Source organism: Micromonospora sp. NPDC051006 (assembly GCF_044456245.1).
Lineage (GTDB): Bacteria > Actinomycetota > Actinomycetes > Mycobacteriales > Micromonosporaceae > Micromonospora.
Map to the genome: position 1 here is coordinate 155,256 of NZ_JBITFP010000009.1, position 23,319 is coordinate 178,574.

General features: G+C 73.2%; 22 protein-coding genes. 10 read left to right on the forward strand and 12 right to left on the reverse strand.

The window, feature by feature from the left end:
* Positions 1-39: 39 nt before the first annotated feature.
* The 4 genes from ACIBBA_RS17015 to ACIBBA_RS17030 form a co-directional block, all read right to left on the reverse strand.
* Positions 40-1,047 (reverse strand): Acg family FMN-binding oxidoreductase, encoded by a 1,008-nt coding sequence (locus tag ACIBBA_RS17015; RefSeq protein WP_396698158.1) that lies wholly within the window; start codon positions 1,045-1,047, stop codon positions 40-42.
* A 135-nt stretch (positions 1,048-1,182) separates the two neighbouring features.
* The gene (locus tag ACIBBA_RS17020) at positions 1,183-2,121 is read right to left on the reverse strand and encodes a universal stress protein (protein WP_396698160.1); all 939 of its coding nucleotides are present in this window, start codon (positions 2,119-2,121) and stop codon (positions 1,183-1,185) included.
* On the reverse strand, positions 2,073-4,475 hold the full coding sequence (locus ACIBBA_RS17025) for a phosphoketolase (protein ID WP_396698162.1): 2,403 nt from the start codon (positions 4,473-4,475) through the stop codon (positions 2,073-2,075). Before ACIBBA_RS17025 ends, ACIBBA_RS17020 begins: the two co-directional genes overlap by 49 nt.
* A gap of 70 nt (positions 4,476-4,545) precedes the next feature.
* On the reverse strand, positions 4,546-5,406 hold the full coding sequence (locus ACIBBA_RS17030) for a universal stress protein (protein WP_396698164.1): 861 nt from the start codon (positions 5,404-5,406) through the stop codon (positions 4,546-4,548).
* Between the two features lie 166 nt (positions 5,407-5,572).
* Between ACIBBA_RS17030 and ACIBBA_RS17035 the strand changes: the two genes are divergently transcribed.
* The 9 genes from ACIBBA_RS17035 to ACIBBA_RS17075 all read left to right on the forward strand — a co-directional run bounded on the left by ACIBBA_RS17035 (position 5,573) and on the right by ACIBBA_RS17075 (position 13,514).
* Positions 5,573-5,809: a helix-turn-helix domain-containing protein gene (locus ACIBBA_RS17035; RefSeq protein ID WP_396698166.1), complete on the forward strand. Its 237-nt coding sequence runs from the start codon at positions 5,573-5,575 to the stop codon at positions 5,807-5,809.
* Complete coding sequence (locus ACIBBA_RS17040) at positions 5,809-6,390, forward strand: Clp protease N-terminal domain-containing protein (protein WP_396698168.1); 582 nt, start codon at positions 5,809-5,811, stop codon at positions 6,388-6,390. Before ACIBBA_RS17035 ends, ACIBBA_RS17040 begins: the two co-directional genes overlap by 1 nt.
* Before the next feature lie 155 nt (positions 6,391-6,545).
* Positions 6,546-7,550: a diacylglycerol/lipid kinase family protein gene (locus ACIBBA_RS17045; protein WP_396698170.1), complete on the forward strand. Its 1,005-nt coding sequence runs from the start codon at positions 6,546-6,548 to the stop codon at positions 7,548-7,550.
* Positions 7,543-8,544: a YihY/virulence factor BrkB family protein gene (locus tag ACIBBA_RS17050; protein ID WP_396698172.1), complete on the forward strand. Its 1,002-nt coding sequence runs from the start codon at positions 7,543-7,545 to the stop codon at positions 8,542-8,544. The genes ACIBBA_RS17045 and ACIBBA_RS17050 overlap by 8 nt, the downstream gene beginning before the upstream one ends.
* Positions 8,545-8,624: 80 nt before the next feature.
* Complete coding sequence (locus ACIBBA_RS17055; protein WP_396698174.1) at positions 8,625-10,115, forward strand: phosphatase PAP2 family protein; 1,491 nt, start codon at positions 8,625-8,627, stop codon at positions 10,113-10,115.
* Positions 10,116-10,122: 7 nt separating this feature from the next.
* A complete protein-coding gene (locus ACIBBA_RS17060; RefSeq protein ID WP_396698177.1) occupies positions 10,123-10,926 on the forward strand; it encodes an endonuclease/exonuclease/phosphatase family protein in 804 nt (267 codons plus the stop codon).
* 88 nt (positions 10,927-11,014) lie between these two features.
* Positions 11,015-11,539 carry a SigE family RNA polymerase sigma factor gene (locus ACIBBA_RS17065; RefSeq protein WP_350875345.1) on the forward strand — a complete coding sequence of 175 codons (525 nt, stop codon included), beginning with the start codon at positions 11,015-11,017 and terminating at the stop codon, positions 11,537-11,539.
* A gap of 68 nt (positions 11,540-11,607) precedes the next feature.
* On the forward strand, positions 11,608-12,687 hold the full coding sequence (locus tag ACIBBA_RS17070) for a hypothetical protein (RefSeq protein ID WP_396698179.1): 1,080 nt from the start codon (positions 11,608-11,610) through the stop codon (positions 12,685-12,687).
* A 68-nt stretch (positions 12,688-12,755) separates the two neighbouring features.
* A complete protein-coding gene (locus ACIBBA_RS17075; RefSeq protein ID WP_396698181.1) occupies positions 12,756-13,514 on the forward strand; it encodes a hypothetical protein in 759 nt (252 codons plus the stop codon).
* Here the strand turns inward: ACIBBA_RS17075 and ACIBBA_RS17080 are convergent.
* Entirely contained in the window at positions 13,489-14,622 is a 1,134-nt protein-coding gene (locus ACIBBA_RS17080) for an alpha/beta fold hydrolase (RefSeq protein WP_396698183.1), read from the reverse strand. The two genes, ACIBBA_RS17075 and ACIBBA_RS17080, sit on opposite strands and share 26 nt — an antisense overlap.
* 5 nt (positions 14,623-14,627) lie before the next feature.
* Positions 14,628-15,590 (reverse strand): TIGR03557 family F420-dependent LLM class oxidoreductase, encoded by a 963-nt coding sequence (locus ACIBBA_RS17085; RefSeq protein WP_396698264.1) that lies wholly within the window; start codon positions 15,588-15,590, stop codon positions 14,628-14,630.
* A gap of 206 nt (positions 15,591-15,796) precedes the next feature.
* On the opposite strand from ACIBBA_RS17085, the gene ACIBBA_RS17090 reads away from it, so the two are divergent.
* Complete coding sequence (locus tag ACIBBA_RS17090; RefSeq protein WP_396698185.1) at positions 15,797-17,125, forward strand: cellulase family glycosylhydrolase; 1,329 nt, start codon at positions 15,797-15,799, stop codon at positions 17,123-17,125.
* A gap of 58 nt (positions 17,126-17,183) precedes the next feature.
* Here the strand turns inward: ACIBBA_RS17090 and ACIBBA_RS17095 are convergent, their stop codons facing one another.
* The 6 genes from ACIBBA_RS17095 to ACIBBA_RS17120 form a co-directional block, all read right to left on the reverse strand.
* Positions 17,184-17,504, reverse strand: coding sequence for a DMT family transporter (locus tag ACIBBA_RS17095; protein WP_396698187.1), 321 nt, complete (start codon positions 17,502-17,504; stop codon positions 17,184-17,186).
* An 11-nt stretch (positions 17,505-17,515) separates the two neighbouring features.
* Positions 17,516-18,787 carry an RNA polymerase sigma factor gene (locus tag ACIBBA_RS17100; RefSeq protein ID WP_396698266.1) on the reverse strand — a complete coding sequence of 424 codons (1,272 nt, stop codon included), beginning with the start codon at positions 18,785-18,787 and terminating at the stop codon, positions 17,516-17,518.
* A 3-nt stretch (positions 18,788-18,790) separates the two neighbouring features.
* Complete coding sequence (locus ACIBBA_RS17105; protein WP_396698268.1) at positions 18,791-19,183, reverse strand: YciI family protein; 393 nt, start codon at positions 19,181-19,183, stop codon at positions 18,791-18,793.
* Between the two features lie 114 nt (positions 19,184-19,297).
* Positions 19,298-21,454 (reverse strand): alpha-galactosidase, encoded by a 2,157-nt coding sequence (locus tag ACIBBA_RS17110; protein WP_396698189.1) that lies wholly within the window; start codon positions 21,452-21,454, stop codon positions 19,298-19,300.
* The gene (locus tag ACIBBA_RS17115) at positions 21,451-22,362 is read right to left on the reverse strand and encodes a carbohydrate ABC transporter permease (RefSeq protein ID WP_396698191.1); all 912 of its coding nucleotides are present in this window, start codon (positions 22,360-22,362) and stop codon (positions 21,451-21,453) included. The genes ACIBBA_RS17110 and ACIBBA_RS17115 overlap by 4 nt, the downstream gene beginning before the upstream one ends.
* On the reverse strand, positions 22,359-23,309 hold the full coding sequence (locus ACIBBA_RS17120) for a carbohydrate ABC transporter permease (RefSeq protein ID WP_396698193.1): 951 nt from the start codon (positions 23,307-23,309) through the stop codon (positions 22,359-22,361). Before ACIBBA_RS17120 ends, ACIBBA_RS17115 begins: the two co-directional genes overlap by 4 nt.
* Positions 23,310-23,319: the final 10 nt, after the last annotated feature.

The window sequence follows — 23,319 nt, forward strand, 5'->3', positions numbered from 1 at the left end:
GGGCGATGCTATCGCCAGCCGGGATCCGCGTGACCCGCCTCAGCCGTGCTCGCCGCGTACCGCGGAGGTGTCCACCACCTGGTCGGCGGCGAGCCGCGGGGTGTGCGGCGGGCCGGCGTGCGCCGGGTCCGCGATCCCCAGCCGCAGCACGAGGTACGGGAAGCCGATCCCGGCGAGCAGTTCACGCAGGATCTGCCGGGTGCTGTCGACCTCCACCACCCCGCTGAGCGGCACCATCGAGACGCCGAGCCGGGTGGCGGTCAGCCAGCTGGCGGAGAGCCCTTCGCCGGCGCGCAGCCAGCTCTCCGGCTCGTCCTCGTCGCCGAAGAGCAGGGCGTACGCGGCCGCGCGGTCGTGCCCGGGGCCGACCGGCAGGCTGCCGGAGCGGCCGAAGTCGCGGGCCGGGACGGTGGTCTGCGGCGCCTGCTCGGGCAGCACCTCCGGCGGCAGCCCGGTGCCGGTGCCCGCCCGGCTGGTCCAGTACGCCAGCTCCTCGCGTGTCTCCGGGTCCTCCGCCTCGACGATGTCGGCGTGCGAGGCGGCGGCGGCCAGCTCCATCACCTGGTCGGAGTCGAGGATCTGAAACCTGCTGCCCTCGGCGGTAACCGCGTGGGTGATCTCCTCGATCGCGCTGTCGGCCACCGGCTCCTCGCTCACCGGGCGGCGGTCGGTGTGCCGGATCCGCATGCACTGCACCAGCCGCATCGCGTCCGGGTCGAGGTCGGTGCGGGAGAAGCCGCTCAGCCGGGCCAGCAGCTCCGGCTCGGCCGGGTCGGGCAGCCGCTCCACCATCGCAATCCAACCCTCGGCGGCGAGCGCCGTCCGGGCGTGGTGCAGGGCGATTCCGCAGCTGAGCACCAGCAGCCGCGCCTCCGGGTCGGCCGCGGCGAGCTGCCGGCTGCGGGCCATCCGCAGCTCCAGCGCGTCGGGCAGCACCCGCCACTGCCAGGGCTGGGTGTTGTGCACCGAGGGAGCCTGGCCGGCGGTCGTGGCCGCCTCCACCAGCGCGGTGGTCGGCGGTCGGTCCGTCGGGCTCTGCTGGCTCATCGTCCACCTTCTCCTTTGCGCCCATTCCCGTCACCCCACGTGCGGCGGGCCCCTGCTTCGATCATCCTGCGCCCTCGCGCCGGCCGCCGCACGACCCGCAGGTCCCGTCCGGACGGGCCGTTGGACCCTGCGGCGTCAGCGTTCACGGACGACCGCGACCGGGCAGAGCGAGTGCTGGATGAGCTGCTGACTGACCGAGCCGAGCAGCATGCCGCGCAGCCCGCCGCGCCCACGGCTGCCGACCGCCACCAGTTGCGCGCCCCGGCTCGCCTCGACCAGCAGCGACGCCGGACCGCCGGCGGCCACCTCGACGCTGATCACCAGCTCCGGGAAGCTCTGCCGCCACGGGGTGAGCGAACCGTCCACGGCGGCCCGTTCGGCCGCGGTGGCCTCGTCCGCGTCGGTCGCCGCCCCGCCGCCGGGGCCGCGCCAGGGCGGTTCCGGCGGTGACCAGGCCCGGATCACCCGTAGCGGAACCCGCCGCTGCGCCGCCCACTCGACCGCGAAACCCAGCGCCGCCAGTGACACGTCGGAGCCGTCCACCCCGACCACCACCGGGCCGTCCGCGGGCGCCGCCGGGGCGGTCTCGGACGGTGTGCGGACCACCACCACCGGGCAGTGGGCGTGCGCGGTGACCGCGACCGCGGTCGAGCCGGCGAGCAGCCCCCCGAACCCGCCGTGGCCGCGGCTGCCGAGCACCAGCAGAGCGGCCTGCGCCGAGTGTTCCTGAAGCACCAGCGCGGGCGGTCCGTCGAACACCTCGCCGGTGACGTCCAGGTCCGGGTGCGCGGCAGCGGCCTCGGCCGCCGCCCGGCGGACCAGCTCCTCGACCTCGCGCCGGGCGGTCTCGTCGGGCCAGGCGCCGGGGGCGACGCCCGGGCCCAGCCAGCCGACCACGGTGAGCCACTCGAAGACGTACGCCAGCCGGACCGGGCGACCGCTGCGGCTCGCCTCGTCCAACGCCCATTCCAGGGCGAAGGCGGCGTCCGGGGAGCCGTCGTAGCCGACCAGGATCTGCTCGCCGGTCACTGCCCGCTCCGCAGGCCCGGCTCGGTCTCGCGGATCCACCGCCACTCCGACACCCGGGGGTCGTCCTCGCCGTACCGGCGGGTGTAGTCCCGGCAGGACTGCCGTTCGTCGACCATCTGCTGGCGCAGGTGCGCGGCGCGGGCGGCCAGCCCCGGCACCCGGTCGATGACGTCGATGACCAGGTGGAAGCGGTCCAGGTCGTTGAGCATCACCATGTCGAACGGCGTGGTGGTGGTGCCCTCCTCCTTGTAGCCGCGTACGTGCAGGTTGTCGTGGTTGGTGCGGCGGTAGGTGAGCCGGTGGATCAGCCACGGATATCCGTGGTAGGCGAAGATGATCGGCCGGTCGGCGGTGAAGATGGTGTCGAACTCGTTGTCCGGCAGGCCGTGCGGGTGCTCGGTGGGTGGCTGCAGGCGCATCAGGTCGACAACGTTGACCAGCCGTACCTTCAGGTCCGGCAGGTGCCGGCGGAGCAGGTCCGCCGCCGCGAGCGCCTCCAGGGTCGGCACGTCGCCGCAGCAGGCGAGCACCACGTCCGGCTCGCTGCCCTCGTCGGTGCTGGCCCACTCCCAGATGCCCAGGCCCCGCCGGGTGTGCTGGATGGCCTCCGACATGGTCAGCCAGTTCGGGGCGGGCTGCTTGCCGGCCACCACCACGTTGATGTAGTGCCGGCTGCGCAGGCAGTGGTCCATGGTGGAGAGCAGCGTGTTGGCGTCCGGAGGCAGGTAGACCCGCACGACCTCGGCCTTCTTGTTGACCACGTGGTCGATGAAGCCCGGGTCCTGGTGGGAGAAGCCGTTGTGGTCCTGTCGCCAGACGTGGCTGGAGAGCAGGTAGTTCAGCGAGGCGAGGGGCTGCCGCCAGGGGATGGCCCGGGTCACCTTCAACCACTTGGCGTGCTGGTTGACCATCGAGTCGACGATGTGGATGAACGCCTCGTAGCTGGTGAACACGCCGTGCCGGCCGGTCAGCAGGTAGCCCTCGAGCCAGCCCTGGCACAGGTGCTCGGAGAGCACCTCCATCACCCGCCCGTCGGGGGAGAGGTGGTCGTCGCCGGGAACCGTGGCGGCCACCCAGGCCCGGCCGGTGACCTCGAAGGCGGCGCCGAGGCGGTTGGAGGCGACCTCGTCCGGGCCGAACAGGCGGAACGACTCCGGGTTCGCGGCGATCACGTCGCGGAGCCAACCGCCGAGCGCCCCGGTGGCGCCGGCCATCGGTTCGCCCGGCCGGGGGACCTCGATGGCGTAGTCGCGGAAGTCGGGCAAATTCAGGTCCCGCAGCACCACCCCGCCGTTGGTCACCGGGTTGGCGCTCATCCGCCGGTCGCCGCGGGGCGGCAACGCGAGCAGCTCGGCGACGGGCGCGCCGGTGGCGTCGAAGAGCTCCTCGGGCCGGTAGCTGCGCAGCCAGGTCTCCAGCTCGGCCAGGTGCGTCGGGTTCGTGCGTACCTCGGAGAGCGGCACCTGGTGCGCGCGGTAGGTGCCCTCGACCTGCTTGCCGTCGACGTCCCGCGGACCGGTCCAGCCCTTCGGCGTACGCATGATGATCATCGGCCAGCGGGGACGTTCGACGGCGCCGCCGGAGCGGGCCCGGCGCTGGATCGCGGCGATCTCGTCCAGCGCCCGGTCCAGCGTGGCGGCGAGCGTCTGGTGCACCTGCGCCGGGTCGTCACCGGCGACCACGTACGGCTGGTAGCCGAACCCGTGCATCAGCTCCAGCAGGTCCGGCTCAGGGATCCGCGAGAAGACGGTGGGGCTGGCGATCTTGTAGCCGTTGAGGTGCAGGATCGGCAGGACCGCGCCGTCGCGGGCCGGGTTGAGGAAGACGTTGGAGAGCCAGCTGCCGGCCAGCGGCCCGGTCTCCGCCTCACCGTCGCCGATCACGCAGGCGACCAGGAGGTCCGGGTGGTCGAACGCGGCGCCGTAGGCGTGGCTGAGCGCGTACCCCAGCTCGCCGCCCTCGTGGATGGAGCCCGGCACCTCCGCCGCGACGTGGCTGGGGATGCCACCGGGAAAGGAGAACTGGCGGAACAGCCGGGCCATGCCGGCCTCGTCGCGGTCGATGCCGTGGTAACGCTCGCTCCAGGTGCCCTCCAGCCAGGTGTTCGCCACGATGGCCGGGCCGCCGTGGCCGGGGCCGGTGATGAACATGGCGTTCAGGTCACGGCCCACGATGACCCGGTTGAGGTGAGCGTAGAGCAGGTTCAGCCCGGGGCTGGTGCCCCAGTGCCCGAGCAGCCGGGGCTTGATGTCGTCGGGGGTCAGCGGGTCGCGCAGCAGTGGGTTGTCCAGCAGGTAGATCTGCCCGACGGTGAGGTAGTTCGCCGCCCGCCAGTAGGCGTCCAGCCGGCGCAGCTCGTCGTCGGTGAGCGGAGGGTTCGCGTCGAGAGCGGTGTCCATGATGCTGAGCCTCTCGCGGGTAGGGAGTGGGGCATCCGACGTCCAGCCTCGCCAAGGCCGGCGGCCCGGGTCAGGGCCGTTGGTCCCGGTCCGGGCGGGCGTCGGACCCGGTCAGCGGCGCCTCGGCCAACCCCCGGACGACCATCACCGGGGCCGGGGAGTGGTAGAGCAACGACTGGGCGACCGTGCCCAGCATGCCGCGGCCCGGCTCGTCACCACGGGCGGCGACCAGCGCCACCTGCGCCGATCGGGAGGTGTCGACCAGCACCTGGCCGGGATCCCCCTCGACGACGCGGCACTCGGCCGCCACATCGGTGCGACGGGCGGCGTAGCGGTCCATCACCTCGGTGACCGCGTCGGTGACGGCCTGGGTGTCCTCGTCGGGCTCCACCACCCGCAGCGCCAGCAGCTCCGCGCAGCGCAGGGCGGCGCACTCGAGGGCCCACTCCAGGGCGAGGTTCGAGCTGGGTGAGCCGTCCACCCCGACCAGCACCGGGCCCTTCGGCGGCGGCTCGCCGCGTACCACCATCAGCGGGCAGCCGGCCCGCGCGGCGAGCTGCACGGCCGGCGCGTCGGACGGGACGCACTCGGCGCTGCCGGCCATTCCGCCGTCCCCGACGGCGAGCAGGAAGGCCGCCTCGGACCGGCGGATCAGGGTGGGCAGCATGGCGCCCTCGACGATCTCGCTGCGGACGGTCAGGCCCACCTCGATCTGGTGGGCCAGCTGAGCGGCCCGCGTGATCAGATCCTCGGCCTGGTCGCGGGGTGCGGCGACACTGTCCGCGGCGAAGGCCGCCTGCCAGTCGAAGGTGTGCAACAGGTGCAGCGGTCGACGGTGCGCGGCGGCCTCCTGCGCGGCCAGCCGGACGACGCCGAGGTCGCGGTCCGAACCGAGGCCGACCAGCACCGCTGCATCGGCGGATGCGGCCATCCGACATCACCTCCCGGGCGTCGCGCCCGGCACGACCAGCTCCCTCGACCGAGGGTAGTCGTGCGGTCGTGGCGGCGGGCCGGATCGGGCAGCGCCGCCGACGCTGGTCGGACCGGCTCGTCAACAAAGGTTGACAGGAGCGGTGCTGTCAACGTATGTTGACGACATGAGTCAGGCGACGGAACTCGCGGCGGCAGCGAGCAGCACCGACCCCCGGGTCGGGCTTCGCGCCGTCCGCGCGCTACGCCGGTTGCTCGAGCGGCTCGAGGTCGTCCAGGTGGACAACGCCCGTCGACAGGGCTGGTCCTGGCAGGAGATCGCCGACGCGCTCGAGGTCAGCCGGCAGGCGGTCCACAAGAAGCACGCCGGGCGACCGGCGGTCAACCAGTCCTGGGAGGCGTGATGTTCGAACGGTTCACCGACCGGGCGCGCGGCGTGGTCCGGCGGGCGGTGCAGGAGGCCCGGTTCGAGGGCCAACGGCCGGTCGGCACCGAGCACCTGCTGCTCGCGCTGCTCGCCGACGAGGCCGGGCTGGCCAGCCGGGTGCTCGCCGACGCCGGAGTGCGCGCCGACGACCTGCGCGAGCGCATCCGCCGACACACCGCCGACGGCGGGGCCGGCCTGGGCGACGCGGACGCCGCCGCGCTGCGCGAGATCGGCATCGACCTGGCCGCGATCGTGGCCCGGATCGAGCAGTCCTTCGGCCCGGACGCGCTGCGCGAGGCCGTGCCGGCGCCTCGGCGGTGGTGGCGGCGCGGGCGGCGATACCTGGGCGGGCCCTTCTCGCCCCGGTCGAAGAAGGCCCTCGAGCTGTCGCTGCGCGAGGCGTTGCGGCTGCGCCACCGCCACATCGGCACCGAGCACATCCTGCTCGGGCTGCTCCGGGAGGGGCAGGGGCTCGGTGCCCTGGTGCTCAGCGAGGCCGGGGTCGACCTCGACGATCTGCGCCGAAGGGTGGAGAGCGCACTGCGCACGGCGGCCTGACCATCCGGTGATCAGCGGATCCGGGGCGGTGCGCCCCGGCGGGATCGGGCGAGCGGGCCAATCAGCCACGGCCGCGTTGAAACCTTTCTGTGGCACTTCCGACCCGGGCCGCTCACGGGCTCGCTGAAGCGGCTCCGGTCCTGCACACTGACGCCGTGGATGCTGGACAGGACAGCCGGCCGTCGGGCCGCGACGGTGGGCTGCGTTCCGCCGTGGTGGTCAACCCGGTGAAGGTCGCCGATCTCGACGAGCTGCGCCGCACCGTGAACGACGCCCTGGCCGCCGCCGGTTGGCCCGAGCCGCAGTGGTTCGAGACCACGGTCGACGACCCGGGCCGCGGCCAGACCGAGCAGGCCGTCAAGGCCGGCGTCGACGTGGTCTTCGCCTGCGGCGGCGACGGCACCGTGATGTCCTGCGTCAGCGCGCTCGTCGGCACCGACGTGGCGCTGGCCGTGCTGCCGCAGGGCACCGGCAACCTGCTCGCGGCCAACCTGGGCCTCTCCACCGACCTGGCCGCCGGGCTGCAGGTGGCCGTCGACCGGGGTCGGCGGCGGCTCGACGTCGGCGAGGTCGACGGGCGGTACTTCACGGTGATGGCCGGCATGGGCTTCGACGCCCAGATGCTCGCCGCCACCTCCGAGACGACCAAGGCGCGCATCGGCTGGCCCGCGTACGTGGTGGGAGCCGCGCGACACCTGCGCGACCGCCCCATGCGGGTCTCGATCCGGATCGACGACCGCCCGCCGGTGCGCCGCCGCGCCCGCTCGGTGCTGATCGCCAACGTCGGCCGGTTGCAGGGCGGGGTCCGGCTGCTCACCGAGGCCGAACCGGACGACGGTTGGCTGGACGTGGCCGTGCTCACCCCCAACAACCTGCGGCACTGGGCGGCGCTCGGCTGGGCGGTGATCCGCCGACGCGGCCGGGTGCCCCGGATGGAGGTCTTCCGTGGCCGGCGGGTGGTGATCACCAGCACCCGGACCCAGCCCCGGGAACTCGACGGCGACCTGATCGAACCGGGCCGCCGGCTGCGCGCGGTGATCCGGCCCGAGGCGCTCTGGCTCTGTGTGCCGCAGCCCGAGCGGGCGCCGGATCTCGCCGTCGACGCGGAGGGTGCCGCCGAGCGGGGTGAGCAGCTGATCGAGGAGTCGCGCCGTGAGTAGCACCCGGATGGTGCCCGAGACCCGGCTGATGTCGAACGAGGAGCTCTCCGCCGACGACGCCTGGCACACCCTGCGCCGCGAGGGCGGCTGGCACCTGCTGCGCGACGCGTTCATCCGGTTCCGCTACGGCGACGGGTTCAGCCACTCCCGGGCCTTCGCGCTCCAGCTCTGCCTCGCCGTGGTGCCGTTCCTGATCGCCCTCACCGGCCTGATCACCGAACTCGGCGTCGAGGAGGGCGGCCAGGTGGTCGCCGACACCGTGCTGGCGCTCACCCCCGGGCAGAGCGAGCAGGTGGTGGCCGAGCTGCTCGGCGAGGGCGAACGCGTCGAGGACGCCGGGGAGCTGGCGCTGACCCTCGGTCTGCTCACCGGCCTGGTCGCGCTGACCACGACGATGGCCCAGATCGAGCGGGGCGCCAACCGGATCTACGGCGTGGAGCGGGACCGTCCGGCGCTCTGGAAGTACCTGCGAGCCGCGGTGCTCGCGGTCACCGCCGGCGTGCCCGCGCTGGCCGGCTTCCTGATCCTGGTCGGCGGCGGGGCGATGGGTGACTCGGTGCGGGAGCACTACGAGTGGGGTGAGACGGCCAACGGCATCTGGGACGTCATCCGCTTTCCGCTCAGCCTCGGGCTGACCGTGCTCGCCGTGGCGGTGCTCTTCCGGCACGCGCCGCGCCGCCGGCAGCCCGGCCTCTCCTGGCTGTTCTTCGGCGCCGGCATCGCCACCGCGCTGTGGTGGCTGGCCAGCCTGCTGCTCGCCGCGTACGTGCGGTTCAGTGACGGCTTCGGGCAGACCTACGGCGCGCTCACCGGCATGATGGCGCTGCTGCTCTGGGCCAACCTCACCGGCATGGCGCTCTTCGGCGGGCTGGCCTTCGCCGCCCAGCTGGAGGCGTTGCGGATCGGGGTGCAGGAGCCGGCCCAGCCGGACCTGTGGGAGCCCGAGGCCGAACGCGCTGAGGTGCTCGACACCGGCGAGATGACCGCGCTCTGACCCGACCCGGCCCGCTCCCGGTGTACGGCCCGCGCTGATCGGGTAAAGCGCCACGCCATGGGCGACAAGGGAGGTGCGGGGTGACCGCGGTCAAAGAGGTGCTGCGGCGACCGCTCGGGCATTTCACGGAGCGGAGCGTCGCCGGGCTGGTCGCCGTCACCGGCGCCGGCGTCGCGTTCGGCCTGCTGCTGATGCTGGTCCGGTTCCGGTGGAGCCCGTTGCAGGACGCCGACCACGCCGTCGCCGAGTGGTTCAACCAACTCGTGTCGCGGCACGGCCCGCTCGTCACCGTCCTGCAGGCGGTCACCGACCTCGGTGGACGACCGATCCTGATCTGGCTGGTCACCATCGCCGTGATCGGCCTGCTGATCCGCCGACAGCCCCGGCTGGCGGTTTATCTGATCATCACGGGCGTTGGCGGGCTGATCCTCGACCCGTCGCTCAAGACGCTGGTCGGCCGGCTTCGTCCGGTGGTCGACGTGCCGGTGGCCAGCGCACCGGGCAACAGCTTCCCCAGCGGGCACGCGCTGGGCTCGTTCGTCGCGTACGGGGCGCTGCTGCTGGTCTTCCTGCCCGCGCTGGCGCCCCGGTGGCGCAAGCCCGCCATCGCCCTGGTCGCCACGCTGGTGGCGCTGATCGGGCTGACCCGGATCGCGCTGGGCGTGCACTTCGTCTCCGACGTGCTCGCCGGCTGGCTGCTCGGCGCGGCCTGGCTCGGCGTCACCGCCTACGCCTTCCGGCTCTGGCGGCGTGAGCGTGGCCGGCCGGTGCCGCCGCTGACCGAGGGGCTGGAGCCGGAGGCGGGGCGCGACATCGCCGCCGCCCCGGCCGAGGAGCACGTGCTGGAGCATCCGCGCTCCGCGGTGGCGGAGCTGCTGGTCGGCTGGGTGCTGGTCTTCGGCGCGCTCTACGGCTTCGGCATGTTCGTCAGCTACTACGCCGGCGGGACGTTCCTGGCCACCCTCGACACCGAGGTGCCGCGCTGGTTCGCCGAGCGGCACACCGAGGTGCTGACCGAGGTGAGCTGGTGGTGGAGCAAGTTCGGCGACACCCACGCGATCCTGCTGATCTCGCTGGTGTTCTGCCCGCTGGTGCTGGCGGTGTGGCGACGCTGGCGGCCGGTGCTCTTCGTGGCGCTGGCCATGGTCGGCGAGTTGACCCTCTTCCTCGCCTCGGCCCGGGCGGTCGACCGGCCGCGCCCGCCGGTGGAGAACCTGGACGGGCCGATGCCCACCTCCTCGTTCCCCTCCGGGCACATCGCGGCGACGATCTGCATCTGGCTGGCGATCGCCGTCATCGTGCTGCCACGCACCGACCGCTGGTGGCGCTGGATCTTCGTGGCCCTGGCGGTGATCATGCCGGTCGGGGTGGCCGTCTCCCGGATGTACCGGGGCATGCACCACCCCACCGACTTCATGGGCGCGATCCTGCTCAGCGCGCTCTGGATCGGGCTGCTCTACTGGGTGATCCGCCCCAACGCCGACCTGCGGGAGGGCAACCGGCCGAGCATCGAGTCGGAGGACGTCGACACCCTCGACGACGAGCTGGCCAAGGCCGGTCGGGTGGAGTGAGCGCGTCGTGCTGCGGGTGATGACCTGGAACATCCGAACCGGCGGGCGGGACGGCGACGGCCACGACCGGCGGGACGCGATCGTCGAGGTGATCAACGCCCAGCGGCCGGACGTGCTGGCCCTGCAGGAGCTGCGCGGCTTCGACGCGGAGGTGCTCGCCGGGTTCGCCGACCGGCTGGGTCTGCGGCCGCACCTGGCCCGCAGCTGCCTCGGGCAGCCGGTCGCGGTGCTGGTCCGGCCGCCGCTGCGTACCCTCGCGGCCGGGTCGCTGCGCCGGCCGTTCCACCACGCCGCCGCGCGGGTGGTGCTGGCCACCGACGCCGGGCCGCTCACCGTGCTCGGCACCCATCTCAACCCGTACTCGGGTGGCTGGCGTCGCATCGAGGTCGACTGGCTGGCCCGGGCGGTCCGGCGGGCGGCGGGCGGGTTGGTGCTGCTCGGCGGGGACCTGAACGCCCTCGACCCGGCGACCGACCACGCCGGACGGCTCGACCGGCTGCCGCCCGCGTACCGCCGTCGGCACCTGCGCCGCGACGGCCGCACGGTGGACACCCGTGCGGTCGCGGTGCTGCTCGGGGCCGGCCTGGTCGACCTGTACCGGGCGGCGGGCGGTCCGGACGAGGCCGACGGGCTGACCGTCCCGACCCGGCACGGCGGCGCCGAGTTCGCCGGGATGCGGCTGGACTACCTGCTCGGCACCCCGGCGCTGGCCGCGCGGACGCGGGACTGCCGGGTGGTCCGGGGCGGCGCCTCCGATCACGCCTCCGACCACTACCCGGTGCTCGCCGAGGTGGCGCTGGATCCGGCCTGAGGGCGACGCCCGGGCACCGGTGCAACCGGATCGGGCTCCGGCCGCATCCGTACGGTGACAGCACCGGCAGCCGGAACGGGAGTGGTCGATGCAGGCCGTGCAGCGGCAGGAGTACGTGGATTTCGTCACGGGGGCGACGGGGAAGCTGCGGCGCACCGCGTACCTGCTGACCGGCGACGCGCACCGGGCCGACGACGTGGTGCAGCAGACCCTGACCCAACTGTTCGTGAAGTGGAGCCGGGTGCGGCGGGCCGACGACATCGGCGCGTACGTGCACCGGATGCTGGTCAACGCCTTCCGGCAGGAGCGGCGGTCCCGCTGGTGGGGCGTGCAACTGCTCGACCGGACACCCGAACCGGTGCCCCGGGGCGACCCGGGCGGCACGGGGGAGGCCGCGGCGGACGCGGTGGCGGTGCGGACCGCGCTCGCCGCGGTGCCGCCCGGTCAGCGGGTGGTGCTGGTGCTGCGGTTCTACGCCGACCTCAGCGTCGAGCAGACCGCCGAGGTGCTGGGCTGTTCGACCGGGAACGTGAAGAGCCAGACCGCGCGCGGGCTGGCCGCGCTGCGCCGCCAGCTGCCGTTGGACGCCGAGGCGAAGGGGGAGGTCCGATGATCGATCGGGAGGAGACGCTCGTCCGGCGGCTGCTGGCCGACGCCGCCGAGGACCTGCCGGCTGAGGGAGTGCCGACGGACGTCCTGCTGGCCGAGGGGGAGCGGGCGGTCCGGCGCCGCCAGCGGCGGGCGGTCGGCGCGGCGGCGGTGGCGACGGTGGTCGCGGTGCTCGGCGCGGCCGTCCTGTTGCAGGGGGTACGCCCGCAGGCGCAACCGTCCCCCGGGGACGGCCGATCCCCGTCCCCTACCGCCACCGGCGGACCGCCCACGGTCGCGCCGGACCATTTCGACCCGGCCCAGCGGCTCTTCCGACTCGACTGGCTGCCAGAGGGGATGTCGATCCGGCATGAGTCATACGAGCGTTACGGCCAGTGGGTAACCGTAATGGAACCCGAACAGGCGCAGAGGGCGGGGGGCTCTGTGGGGGTGGAAGACATCGTCTCGGTCATGATCAACGCGGCTGGGGTGGACCCGTTCGTGAACTGGGCCGAGTCCGACGCGCTGACCGGTGGTGGACGCGTCGCGGCAACACCCTTACCCGGCGTCCCTGCCGCCTCCGTCAGGGGCAAGCCGGCCTACCTGCACACCAGCCCGGGTGGTCGGGAGACCCGACTTTCCTGGCAATACGCGCCCGATGCCTGGGCGGCGGTGAGCGTGAGGGGTGTGGAACGGCCGGCGGAGACCGCCCGGCGGGTCGCCGACGGTCTGGTCTGGGACCGACAGCCCGTCACGCTGCCCTTCCTGCCCGTGGCGCCACCGGAGGGTGCCATGCTTCACCGCGCGGTTGTCACGGTTCGTGACGGCCGATGGGATAGTGCTCAGCTTGGATACCTGGCCCCCTCCCGGCCCGAGGCCCCGAGAGCGGTCGAGGATTTCACGGTCGGGATGACACGGGAGTTTCGGGGCAAGGTCGCAGGCAGCATCACGGTCCACGGACGACAAGGCTGGGTCGACGCCGTGCCGAGCGGGATCGGGGCCTACCGGGTCGGGGAGTTGCCGGGTGTCTGCCAGACATGTGTGAGCGAGGTCTCCGCACTCTCCAGCGCCGGGATTCAGGCGCTCGGCGGGCGCGACGGCGCTCTGGCGCTCGCCGCGATGGTACGGACGGTCGGCGATCCCGCCGACTTGACCACATGGCGGCCCCTGTAGTCGCTGTTCGCCGACCATCGGATTCGATCAAGACGGGTTGTCTTGCCGTCGCTGGTTACGGTGACCGCATGATCGACACTCCGTCGCCGCCCGGCCCGCCGGCCCGGCCGGAGACGGCACCACCGCCGCTGATCGCCGCCGTGGCGCGGGGGATCGCGCTGGTCGTGGTGGTGCCGGTCCGGCTGGTCTGGGAACTCGTCGCCGCGGCCGGCGGGTTGCTGCATCGCTGGCTGCTCGCGCCGGTCGGCCGGTTCCTGGCGCGCTGGCTGCTCCGTCCACTCGGCTGGCTGCTGCACCACCTGCTCTGGCTGCCGCTGACCTGGCTCGGGCGCGGCCTGGCGTGGCTGCTCCGGGTGCTGGTCCGGGTGCCCCTGCGCGCACTGGCCCGGGCGCTGGGCTGGCTCGGCCGGACGCTGCTGTGGCGGCCACTGGTCTGGCTGGCGTACCACCTGCTCTGGCTGCCGGCGGCCTGGCTGGCCCGGCTGCTCGCGCCGGTCGGGCTGCTGGTCGCGGCCGGGCTCGCGGTGCTGGGCCGGTGGCTGTGGCGCGGCGTCGTGGCCGTCGCCGGGGTGCTGTTCGACGCGCTCGGCTGGGCGTGGCGAGTGGCGGGTCGGTTGCTGTGGTGGTGCTACCTGGTGACGCTGCGACCGGTGCTGCTCGCCGTGGGCTGGCTGTGGCGGCACGCGGTCGCGCCGGTCGGGCGGGCGGTGGCCGCCGCCTGGCGGGCGACCGTCACGCCGGCGGCCCGCTGGCTGCGCGACGCCGTGGTACGGCCGACCCGGCAGGCCACCCGCGAGGTGTTCATCGCGCTCGGTCTGCGCCGCTGAGGCGCCAGCCCCGGACCCGCCGGTCCGGCCCCTGTCGCTGAGCGGGCGGCGCCGGCGTCAGAACACCAGGTTGAGCAGGACGGTCAGCACCACCGAAGCGAGAATCGAAAAGAGGATCATCAGCAGGCAGCCGAGGCCCCCGCCGAGTGGGCGAATCTCCACGTTGCCGAAGCGCATCTGTCTCACCTTCGTCATTCTCGGGCCGCAGGGCGGGAGTCGGATCGAGCAGTCCGCGGATGGCCGCGGCGACCTGCGTCGGGGCGGTGGTGACCACGTTGTGCGCCGCGCCCGGCACGACGAGCGTCCGGGCGTGCGGCACCAGCCGGGCGACCTGGTCCCGCCAGGCCGCCGGCGCGACCGGGTCCCGCGCGCCGGCCACCACCAGCGTCGGCGCGGCGATCCGCACGAGGTCCGCCTCGATGGCGTTGCGTACCGAGTGCGACAGGGTCGCGGCGACCCGCCAGGGCCGGGCGTCCCACACGTCGCGCAGGAGGATCGGCGCCTGCGCCTTCGCCTCGCGCCGGGTGTCCACCAGCCAGCGGCCGATCTGGGCACGCCGCGATCGGGCCGCCGGATCGCTGGTCGGCCCGGCCAGGACGAGCGCGCGGACCGCGTCCGGGTGCCGGGCGGCGAGCGCGGCCGCGACCTCCGCGCCGAACGAGTGCCCGAGCACGCAGGCCGGCGGCAGTCCGTAGGCGGCGAGCCAGGCGGCCAGGTGCGCGGCGTGCCGCGCCACGTCGTACGCCCGCCTCGGGCGTTCGCTGAGCCCGAAGCCGGGTAGGTCCGGCACGTACACCGGATGGGTGGCGGCCAGCGCGACGGCCAGCGGGGTCAGGTAGCGGTGTGACACGGCCAGGCCGTGCACCAGCACCACCGGCGGGGCGCCGGTGCCCGGGTCGGCCCCGCGTCGGGTGTGGGTGCATACGCCGTCGACCAGCCGCCATTCGCTGCTCAGCCCGGCGGCGGGCCGGGGCGCGGCGAGCGCCAGCCGCAGCTGCGCGATGGGGAACCGGCCGGCCGATGTGGGCCGGGTCGGCTCCGAACCGGTTCGGGGGCGCGGTGGCCACGCCCTGGCCCGTCCCGACTCGTCGAGCCGCGCCTCCCGCAACCGGTTCACAGTTCGCGTAGCCGGGGCAGGAGTTGCTCCTGCGCCCAGTCCAGGAACATCGGCTGGCTCTCGCCGCCCACCTGCAGCAACGCCACGTGGGTGAAGCCGGCGTCGACGAACTTCCGGAACGCCTCGACGTGCTGCTCGACGTCCGGGCCGCAGGGGATGCCCTCGGCGACGTCCTCCTCCCGCACGAACTGGGTGGCGGCGGTGAACGCCTCCGTCCCGGGCAGGTCGGCGTTGACCTTCCAACCGAGGCCGAACCAGCGGAACTGGTCGTGCACGATCTTGCGGCACTCCGCCTCGTCGGGGCCGTAGCAGATGGCCACCTGCCCGTAGCGGGGCTTGCCGGCGCCGCCCGCGTCGTCGTAGAGCTGGATGATCCGCCGGTCGGGCTCGGTGGAGATCATGCCGCTGGCGTACTCGGCGGCGAGGGTGGCCGACTGCGGGCCGGAGGCGGCGACCGCCATCGGCACCGGGGTCTCCGGCCGGTCCCAGACGTACGCGTCGGGCACGTCGAAGTGGTTGCCGGAGAAGGTCAACGTCTCGCCGTTCAGCAGCGGACGGATGATCTGCAACGCCTCCTCGAACATCTCGTGCCGCTGTTGCACGTGCGGCCAGCCGCCGACCACGTGCTCGTTGAGGTTCTCCCCGGCGCCCAGCCCGAGGGTGAACCGGCCGTCCGAGAGCACCCCGATCGTGCTGGCCTTCTGCGCGACCACGGCCGGGTGGTAGCGGCGGATCGGGCAGGTCACGAAGGACATCAGCTCGGCCCGGGAGGTGGCGTGCGCGACCGCGCCGAGCACCGACCAGGCGTACGGGGAGTGGCCCTGGGAATCCAGCCACGGGTAGTAGTGGTCGGAGGTGACCAACTGGTCGAAGCCGGCCGCCTCGGCGCGCACCGCGTGGTCGACCAGCTGCTTCGGGCCGGCCTGCTCGCACATCAGGGTGTAGCCGACGTTGACCATCGTGGTGTCTCCCTCCACCGGCGGATCGTCCCCGATTACCCCGGACGGCCCGGGTCAATCCTCCGCGTCCGGTTGCCGCCGTCGATGCATCGACCTACGCTGATCCCTGCGCCGTGGGATCCGGGCGGCGGCTGTCGGGCTGCAGCCGCCTTTTCCTCACACGTCCCACCTCGGCCGGGCACCGGGGCTGCTCCCTGAGGAAGGCCATGAAGACAAGACTCTCCGCCGCCGGCGCGGCGCTGCTCGCGTGTCTGCTCGCCGTGCTGGCGTTCGGGCAGCCCGCGCACGCCGCAGCCGGCTTCTCCGTCGCCGACGGCAGGCTCTACGACGCCAACGGCACCGAGTTCGTGATGCGCGGGGTCAACCACGCGCACACCTGGTACCCGCAGCGGACCAGCTCGTTCGCCGACGTCAAGGCGCTCGGCGCGAACACCGTGCGGGTGGTGCTCGCCAGCGGTGACCGGTGGCCCCGCAACAGCAACGCCGACGTCGCCAACGTCATCGCGCTCTGCAAGGCCAACCGGCTGATCTGTGTACTGGAGGTGCACGACACCACCGGCTACGGGGAGCAGAGCGGGGCGATCAGCCTCGGCCGGGCGGTCGACTACTGGCTCAGCATCGCCGACGTCCTCGCCGGTGAGGAGGAGTACGTCATCGTCAACATCGGCAACGAGCCGTACGGCAACCAGAACTACGCCTCCTGGGCCACCGACACCGCGAACGCGGTCAATCGGCTGCGCGCCGCCGGCCTGACCCACACGATCATGGTGGACGCACCGAACTGGGGTCAGGACTGGTCCTTCACCATGCGGGACAACGCCGCCGCCGTCTTCGCCGCCGACCCGGCCCGCAACACGGTCTTCTCCATCCACATGTACGGGGTCTTCGACACGGCCGCGGAGATCACCGACTATCTCGGCCGGTTCCGCGCGGCGGGGCTGCCCATCGTGGTCGGCGAGTTCGGCTACAACCACTCCGACGGCGACCCCGACGAGGACACCGTCCTGGCCTACAGCCAGGCCAACGGGATCGGCTGGCTGGGCTGGTCGTGGAGCGGCAACGGCGGCGGGGTCGAGTACCTCGACATGGCCACCGGTTTCAACCCGGCTGCTCTGACCAGTTGGGGTCAACGGGTCTTCAATGGCGTCAACGGCATCCGGCAGACCGCCCGGGAGGCCAGCGTCTTCGGCGACGCCCCGCCGACCACGCCGCCCCCCACCACGCCACCTCCGGCGGGCGGCTGCACCGCGATGTACACGATCGTGAACCAGTGGCAGGGCGGCTTCCAGGGCGAGGTCCGGGTCACCGCCGGCGCGACTGCCGTCACCGGCTGGACCACCCGGTGGGCCTTCGCCGACGGGCAGGGCGTCACCCAGTCCTGGAACACCGCGCTGACCAGCAGCGGGTCGAGCGTCACCGCGCGCAACGTGGCGTGGAACGGCCGGCTGGCCGCCGGGGCGAGCACCAGCTTCGGCTTCCTGGGCAGCGCGACCGGCGGCAACACCCGCCCCACGGTGAGCTGCGCCGCGAGCTGACCGACCGCCACCGGTGGCCGACCCGCCCGGGGCCGGCCACCGGTATGGCGTACGAGCGTCAGTGCGCGCCGGTCAGGTTCACGATGATCACGCCCGCGATGATCAGCCCGATGCCGGCGAGCTTCACCGCGCCGACCGGCTCGCCGAGGAAGACCGCGCCGATCGCCACGATCGTCGCCGTGCCCAGCCCCGACCAGAGGGCGTACGCCACGCCGACCGGTATCTCCTTCACCGCCTGCGAGAGCAGCACGAAGGCCACCAGGTAGCCGCCCACGCAGCCGAGGGTCGGCCAGAGCCGGGTGAACCCGGCGGTGCTCTTGAGCAGGCTGGTGGCCAGCACCTCCGCCGCGATCGCGATGCTCAGCAGGACGTACGCCACGTGCCACCTCGTCAGTCGTCGGTCGGTGCGCCCTGGCCGGCGGCCAGGCGCGCGGCGCGCATGGTCAGGTAGCGCTGCTCCGGCAGGCTGCTCGTCCGGCCGGCCGCGGCCCGGTAGTCGGCCACCGCGGCCGCCCGGTCGCCGGCCATCTCGAGCAGGTGCGCGCGGGCGGCGTGCAGCCGGTGGTGTCCGGCCAGCCGCGGATCGTCGGCCAGCTCGGTGAGGGCGGCCAGGCCGGCCGCCGGGCCCTGCACCATGGCGGTGGCCACCGCCCGGTTCAGCGCGACCACCGGGCTGCCCGACAGCCCCTCCAGGACCTCGTAGAGGGCGAGGATCTGCGGCCAGTCGGTCTGCTCGGCCGTCGGCGCCTCGTCGTGCAGCGCGGCGATGGCGGCCTGCACCTGGTATGGGCCGACCGGCCCGCGCGGCAGCGCGTGGGTGACCAGGGCGATGCCCTCGGCGATCTCCGCCGCGTCCCACCGGCCGCGGTCCTGGTCGGCCAGGGAGATCAGCTCCCCCGCCGGGCCGGTCCGCGCCGGACTGCGCGCCTCGGTGAGCAGCATCAGCGCCAGCAGCCCGGTCGTCTCGCTGTCGTCGGGCAGCAGCGTGTGCAGCGCGCGGGTCAGCCGGATCGCCTCCGCCGACAGGTCGACCCGGTGCAGCTGGGGACCGGCGCTGCTGGTGTGCCCCTCGGTGAAGATCAGGTAGAGCACCTGCCGGACGGCGGTCAGCCGGCTCGCCCTCTCCGGCTGGTCGGGCATCCGGAACGGCTCCCCGGAGGCGCGGATCCGCTGCTTGGCCCGGCTGATCCGCTGGGCCATCGTGGCCTCCGGCACCAGGAACGCGTGGGCGATCTCGGCCGTGCTCAGACCGCCGACCGCGCGCAGCGTCAGCGCGACGGCCGACGCGGAGGAGAGCGCCGGGTGGCAGCAGAGGAAGAGCAGCACCAACGTGTCGTCCCGCTCCGCGGTCAGCTGCTCGTCCGCCGCGGGGGCGGCCTGCCGATGCTCCGGCTCGCGTCGCGCCGCGAGGTCCTCCCGCCGCCGGCGCGCGGCCTCGGCGCGGACCAGTTCGATCATCCGCCGGTAGCCGACCTGGATCAGCCAGCCGCGCGGGTTCGCCGGCACACCCTCCGCCGGCCACTGCGTGACGGCGGCCAGCAGCGCCTCCTGGACGGCGTCCTCGGCGATGGCGAAGTCACCGAAGCGTCGAGCGAGCACGCCGAGGACCTGCGGCGCCAGCTCGCGCAGCAGGTCCTCGGTGCGTCGGTCGGTGGTGTCCAGGCGTCACAGCTCCTGCGGTGGTGCGGACATCACCGGGTGCACCTCGATCGGCATGTTCAGCGGCCGGCCGCCCGGGCCGGGCGCGGTGGAGATGTGCGCGGCGATCTGCACGGCCCGCTCCGGAGTCTCGCAGTCCACGATCCACCAGCCGGCGAGGAACTCCTTGGTCTCGGCGAACGGCCCCTCGGTCACCACCGGGGCGCCGCCCTCGCCGGCCCGGACGATCCTGGCCTGCTGCGGCCCGCCCAAGCCCTCGCCCTGGACCCACTCCCCGTCGGCGGTGAGCTTCGCGTTGACCTCACCCATGAACCCGATGTGCGCCCGGATCTCCTCCGGGGTCCACGTCTCGATCGACGGGAAGTCGGCCCCGGCGGCGCTGAACTGCATCAGCAACATGTACTTCACGGTTGGCTCCTCACGCCTGCGCACCTCATTCTCGGTGCCCTCACCCTGAGGTAGAAGCAGGCCCCGCTCTTCTCGACAGGTCCGGCCAAAAAATCTTGCCGAATCTCAGTCGACCGCGGTGACCTCGAACAACACCGCCTGCTCGGGGTGCAGCGCCGGCACCTGCAGGCCCACCGTGGCCAGTGCCGCCCCGGTCAGCGTCGCGCCGGACGGCAGCCAGGCCGGCTCGGTCCGTTGCAGGGTCGCCGGCGCCGGTACGCCCTCGGCCGGGCGGACCGCGTACCGGCGATGCCGGTCCAGGCCGGGCAGCCGGACCGCCCCCGGGACCTGGGTCACCGAGGTGGCCAGCCGGCTGACCGCGTACACCGCCGCGGAGCCGTCGTGGGCGACCACGCCGTGCGCCCAAACGGCCGGGTCGGGGTGGTCCACCCGCACCGTCCGGCCGGTGTGCAGCAACGGCCGGAGCCGCTTGTGCAGCGCCACCCAGGAGGCCAGCTCGACCCGCTCCGCCGGGCTGATCGAGGCGATGTCCCACTCGATGCCGTAGTGGCCGAAGAGCGCGGTGGTGGCCCGGAAGCCGAGATCGTGCACCCGGTGGGTGGTGTGCGAGCGCTCCGGGCCGATGTGGCTGCCGACCAGCTCGGGCGGGAGCAGCAACCCGGTCCAGCGCTGGATGGCCAGCCGCTCCAGGGCGTCGTTGCAGTCGCTGGCCCAGACCCGGTCGGTGCGGGCCAGGATGGCCAGGTCGACCCGGGCGCCCCCGGAGGCGCAGCTCTCGATCTCCACGCCCGGGTGCCGGCGGCGCAGCTCGTCCAGGAGCCGGTAGATCGCCTCGGTCTGCGCGTGCACCCCGGGCCGGCCGTGGTGGCCGGCCTCGGTGAGGTCCCGGTTGTGGTCCCACTTCAGGTAGCCGATTCCGGGATGCTCGGTGAGCAGCGCGTCCAGCCGGCCGAGCAGGTGCTCGTACGCCTCGGGGCGGGCCAGGTCGAGCACCTGCTGGTTGCGCCAGGGTGGCGGCAGCCGCCCCGGGGTGGCGAGCACCCACTCCGGGTGGGCGCGGAACAGGTCCGAGTCCGGGTTGACCATCTCCGGCTCGACCCAGAGCCCGAACTGCAGGCCGCGGCCGGTGACGTGGTCGATGAGCGGGTGCAGGCCGTCCGGCCAGACCTCGTCGTCGACGTACCAGTCGCCGAGCCCCGCGGTGTCCGCCCGCCGGCCCCGGAACCAGCCGTCGTCCAGCACGAACCGCTCGACCCCGACCTCGACCGCGTGGTCGGCGAGCGCCCGCAGCCGTTCCAGGTCGTGGTCGAAGTAGACCGCCTCCCAGACGTTGAGGGTGACCGGCCGGGGTGAGCGCGGATGCTGCGGGCGGGCCCGCAGCTGGGTGTGCAGGGCGTCGCTGAGCCCGTCCAATCCGGCGTCGGACCACACCGCGTAGAGCAGGGGGGTGGCGTACGACTCGCCGGGGGAGAGCACCACCTCGCCGGGGGTGAGCAGTTCGCCGCCGCCGAGGGTGGCCTCGCCGGTGGGGCGCCGCTCGGCGAAGGTGACGTGGTCGCCGCTCCAGGCGGTGTGCACCGCCCAGACCTCGCCGTGCCGGAAGCCGAACCCGGCGGTGCCGGCGACCAGCAGCAGGGTCGCGTCGTGACCGGTACGCCCGTGCCGGCCCTCGCGCACCCAGGCGCCCATCGGCCAGGGGTGCCGCTGCGGGCTGCGTTCCCGGCACCACCGGCCGGTGAGGTCGAGCAGTTCGGTGGCGACCGCCGGCACCGGCAGCACCGGGGTGAGCTCGCCCAGCTCGTACGGGGTGTCCCCGTCGTTGCGCAGCCGGTGCCGCAGCAGCAGCACGCCGGTCGGATCGAGGGTGAGTTCGACGGTGAGCGACAGCCCGGCGTCCGGGTCGACGGCCCGGACGGTGAGCCGCGCCGCGCCCGGGTCGGTCGGGTCGGCGATGGTCGCCGAATCGTCGACGTCGAGCGCGTCGAGCCGGAACGCGGTGGACCAGTCCGCCCGTCCGCGGTGCCCGGCCAGCGCTGGCCGGCCACTCCAGCCGGCGCTCGCCTCGGGCAGCAGGGAGAGCGCCGTTGGTGTGTCGAAGCTGCTCGGCACCACCGGCGGGACGGTCGCGTCGGTGAGCTGGCGCAGGCCGTCGTCGTCGAGGTCGCCGACGTCGCCGCCCCAGTGCGCGACCCGGGGCAGCCCCGGGCCGCGCGCGTCGAGCACCAGGCTGGTCCGCGCGCGGCGCAGGTGCAGGATCGTCATCCTTTGGAGGCTCCCAAGGTCAGGCCCCGAACGAAATGCCGCTGGAGCATAAAGAAGATCACCAGGGTGGGGATCGCGACGAGCACGCTGCCCGCCGAGACCAGGTTGTTGTCGGTGAAGAACTCGCCGCGCAGGTTGTTCAGCGAGCTGGTGACGGGAAACTTGTCCCCGGTGCGCATGAGCACGGTGGCCCAGAAGAACTCGTTGTAGATCCAGGTGACCTCGAGCGTGGCCAGCGCGGCCAGGGCCGGCCGGCACAGCGGCATGGTCACCTGCCAGTACTGCCGCCAGATGCTCGCCCCGTCGACCATGGCCGCCTCGTACAGGTCGCGCGGCAGCGCCTTCATGTAGTTGCTGAGCACGAAGACGCAGAAGCCGCACTGGAACGCGACGTTGACCAGGATGAGTCCCCAGTAGCTGTCGTAGAGCAGCTCCGAGTCGCTCATGAACTCCGGCAGCGGCACCTGGGTGAAGAGCCGGAACAGCGGGATGAGCAGGGCCTGTTGGGGCAGCAGGTTGGCCGCGGTGAAGAGGCCGAGCAGCACCAGGTTGAGCTTCCAGCTGAACCGGGCGATGACGAACGCCACGCAGGAGGCCAGGAAGAGGGTCAGCAGCACCGCCGGGACGGTGATGTAGACCGAGTTGAGGAAATGCTTGCCGAACTCGGCGGTCTGCCACGCGGTGACGTAGTTGTCGAGGGTCCAGCCGCCGAGCGAGACGTAGCCGTTGGTGGCGGTGTACTCGTAGGAGCGCAGCGAGGTGAGCACCGCCCAGAGGATCGGGAAGAGCCAACCGATCGCGACTGCGGCGAGGAAGACGTGCAGCAGCACCCGCTGCGGAGTTAGGCGGCGCCGGGGCGGCGGCGCCTCGTCGGCGACCGGCGGCCGGGTCAGGGTCGCGGTGCTCATCGGTCCTCCCGCATCACGGTGGCCAGGTAGATGGTGATGAAGACCAGCGACACGACGAGCATGATGGTCGCCAGCGCCGAGCCGAAACCGATCCGGCTCGCCTCGCCCACCACGTTCTGGGTGACCAGCGCGGAGAGCAGTTCCAGGCCGTTGCGCCCCTTGTTCACCACCCAGACCAGGTCGAAGGCGCGCAGTGACTCGATCACCGTCACCACCAGCACGATGATGTTGATCGGACGCATCACCGGGAAGACCACCCGGAAGAAGCTCTTCACCTCCGAGGCGCCGTCGACGGCGGCGGCCTCGCGCAGCGACGGGTCGACGCCCTTCAGCCCGGCCAGGTAGAGCAGCATGATGTAGCCGACGTGCCGCCAGCCCGAGGCGACCATGACCGCCCAGATGTTGACGCCCGGGTCGCCGTACCAGTCGACGTTGGTGCCGAGCACCGCGTTGACCAGGCCCTGGTCGCGCGAGTAGAGCAGCTGCCAGACGAAGCCGATCAGCGCCAGCGAGAGCACCACCGGCAGGTAGAGAGCGGTCTGGTAGAAGCGGCTGCCGCGTAGCTCCTTGTCCAGCAGCACGGCCAGGAACATGCCGAACGGGGTGGCCACCAGGAAGAGCACCGTGAGCCAGAGCAGGTTGTGCTGCACCGCGGGCACGAACGGCGGGTAGATGTTCACCACGTCGCTGTAGTTGCGGCCGCCGACGAAGTCGATGTCGGACAGTGGTCCGATGCCGTCCCAGTCGGTGGTGGAGAGCACCACGGTGGCCAGCGCCGGCAGCCACACCAGCGCGGTGACGAGCAGCAGCGGTACGAGCACCATCAGCGTGATCACCACGCGGTCGGTGCGGGACAGGAGCCGTAGCCGACGGCGGCGACCACCCGTGGTGGTCGCGGCCGGCGGCGGTACGGCGCGATCCGCTTGGATCAGGGGCAGGTCGGACACGGTGTCCTCC

Excerpts from the sequence above, each read along its gene's own strand:
- ACIBBA_RS17015 (WP_396698158.1), bottom strand. The coding sequence starts at position 1,047 with ATGAGCCAGCAGAGCCCGACGGACCGACCGCCGACCACCGCGCTGGTG.
- ACIBBA_RS17025 (WP_396698162.1), bottom strand. The coding sequence starts at position 4,475 with ATGGACACCGCTCTCGACGCGAACCCTCCGCTCACCGACGACGAGCTG.
- ACIBBA_RS17030 (WP_396698164.1), bottom strand. The coding sequence starts at position 5,406 with ATGGCCGCATCCGCCGATGCAGCGGTGCTGGTCGGCCTCGGTTCGGAC.
- ACIBBA_RS17035 (WP_396698166.1), top strand. The coding sequence starts at position 5,573 with ATGAGTCAGGCGACGGAACTCGCGGCGGCAGCGAGCAGCACCGACCCC.
- ACIBBA_RS17040 (WP_396698168.1), top strand. The coding sequence starts at position 5,809 with ATGTTCGAACGGTTCACCGACCGGGCGCGCGGCGTGGTCCGGCGGGCG.
- ACIBBA_RS17065 (WP_350875345.1), top strand. The coding sequence starts at position 11,015 with ATGCAGGCCGTGCAGCGGCAGGAGTACGTGGATTTCGTCACGGGGGCG.
- ACIBBA_RS17075 (WP_396698181.1), top strand. The coding sequence starts at position 12,756 with ATGATCGACACTCCGTCGCCGCCCGGCCCGCCGGCCCGGCCGGAGACG.
- ACIBBA_RS17085 (WP_396698264.1), bottom strand. The coding sequence starts at position 15,590 with ATGGTCAACGTCGGCTACACCCTGATGTGCGAGCAGGCCGGCCCGAAG.
- ACIBBA_RS17090 (WP_396698185.1), top strand. The coding sequence starts at position 15,797 with ATGAAGACAAGACTCTCCGCCGCCGGCGCGGCGCTGCTCGCGTGTCTG.
- ACIBBA_RS17105 (WP_396698268.1), bottom strand. The coding sequence starts at position 19,183 with ATGTTGCTGATGCAGTTCAGCGCCGCCGGGGCCGACTTCCCGTCGATC.
- ACIBBA_RS17110 (WP_396698189.1), bottom strand. The coding sequence starts at position 21,454 with ATGACGATCCTGCACCTGCGCCGCGCGCGGACCAGCCTGGTGCTCGAC.
- ACIBBA_RS17115 (WP_396698191.1), bottom strand. The coding sequence starts at position 22,362 with ATGAGCACCGCGACCCTGACCCGGCCGCCGGTCGCCGACGAGGCGCCG.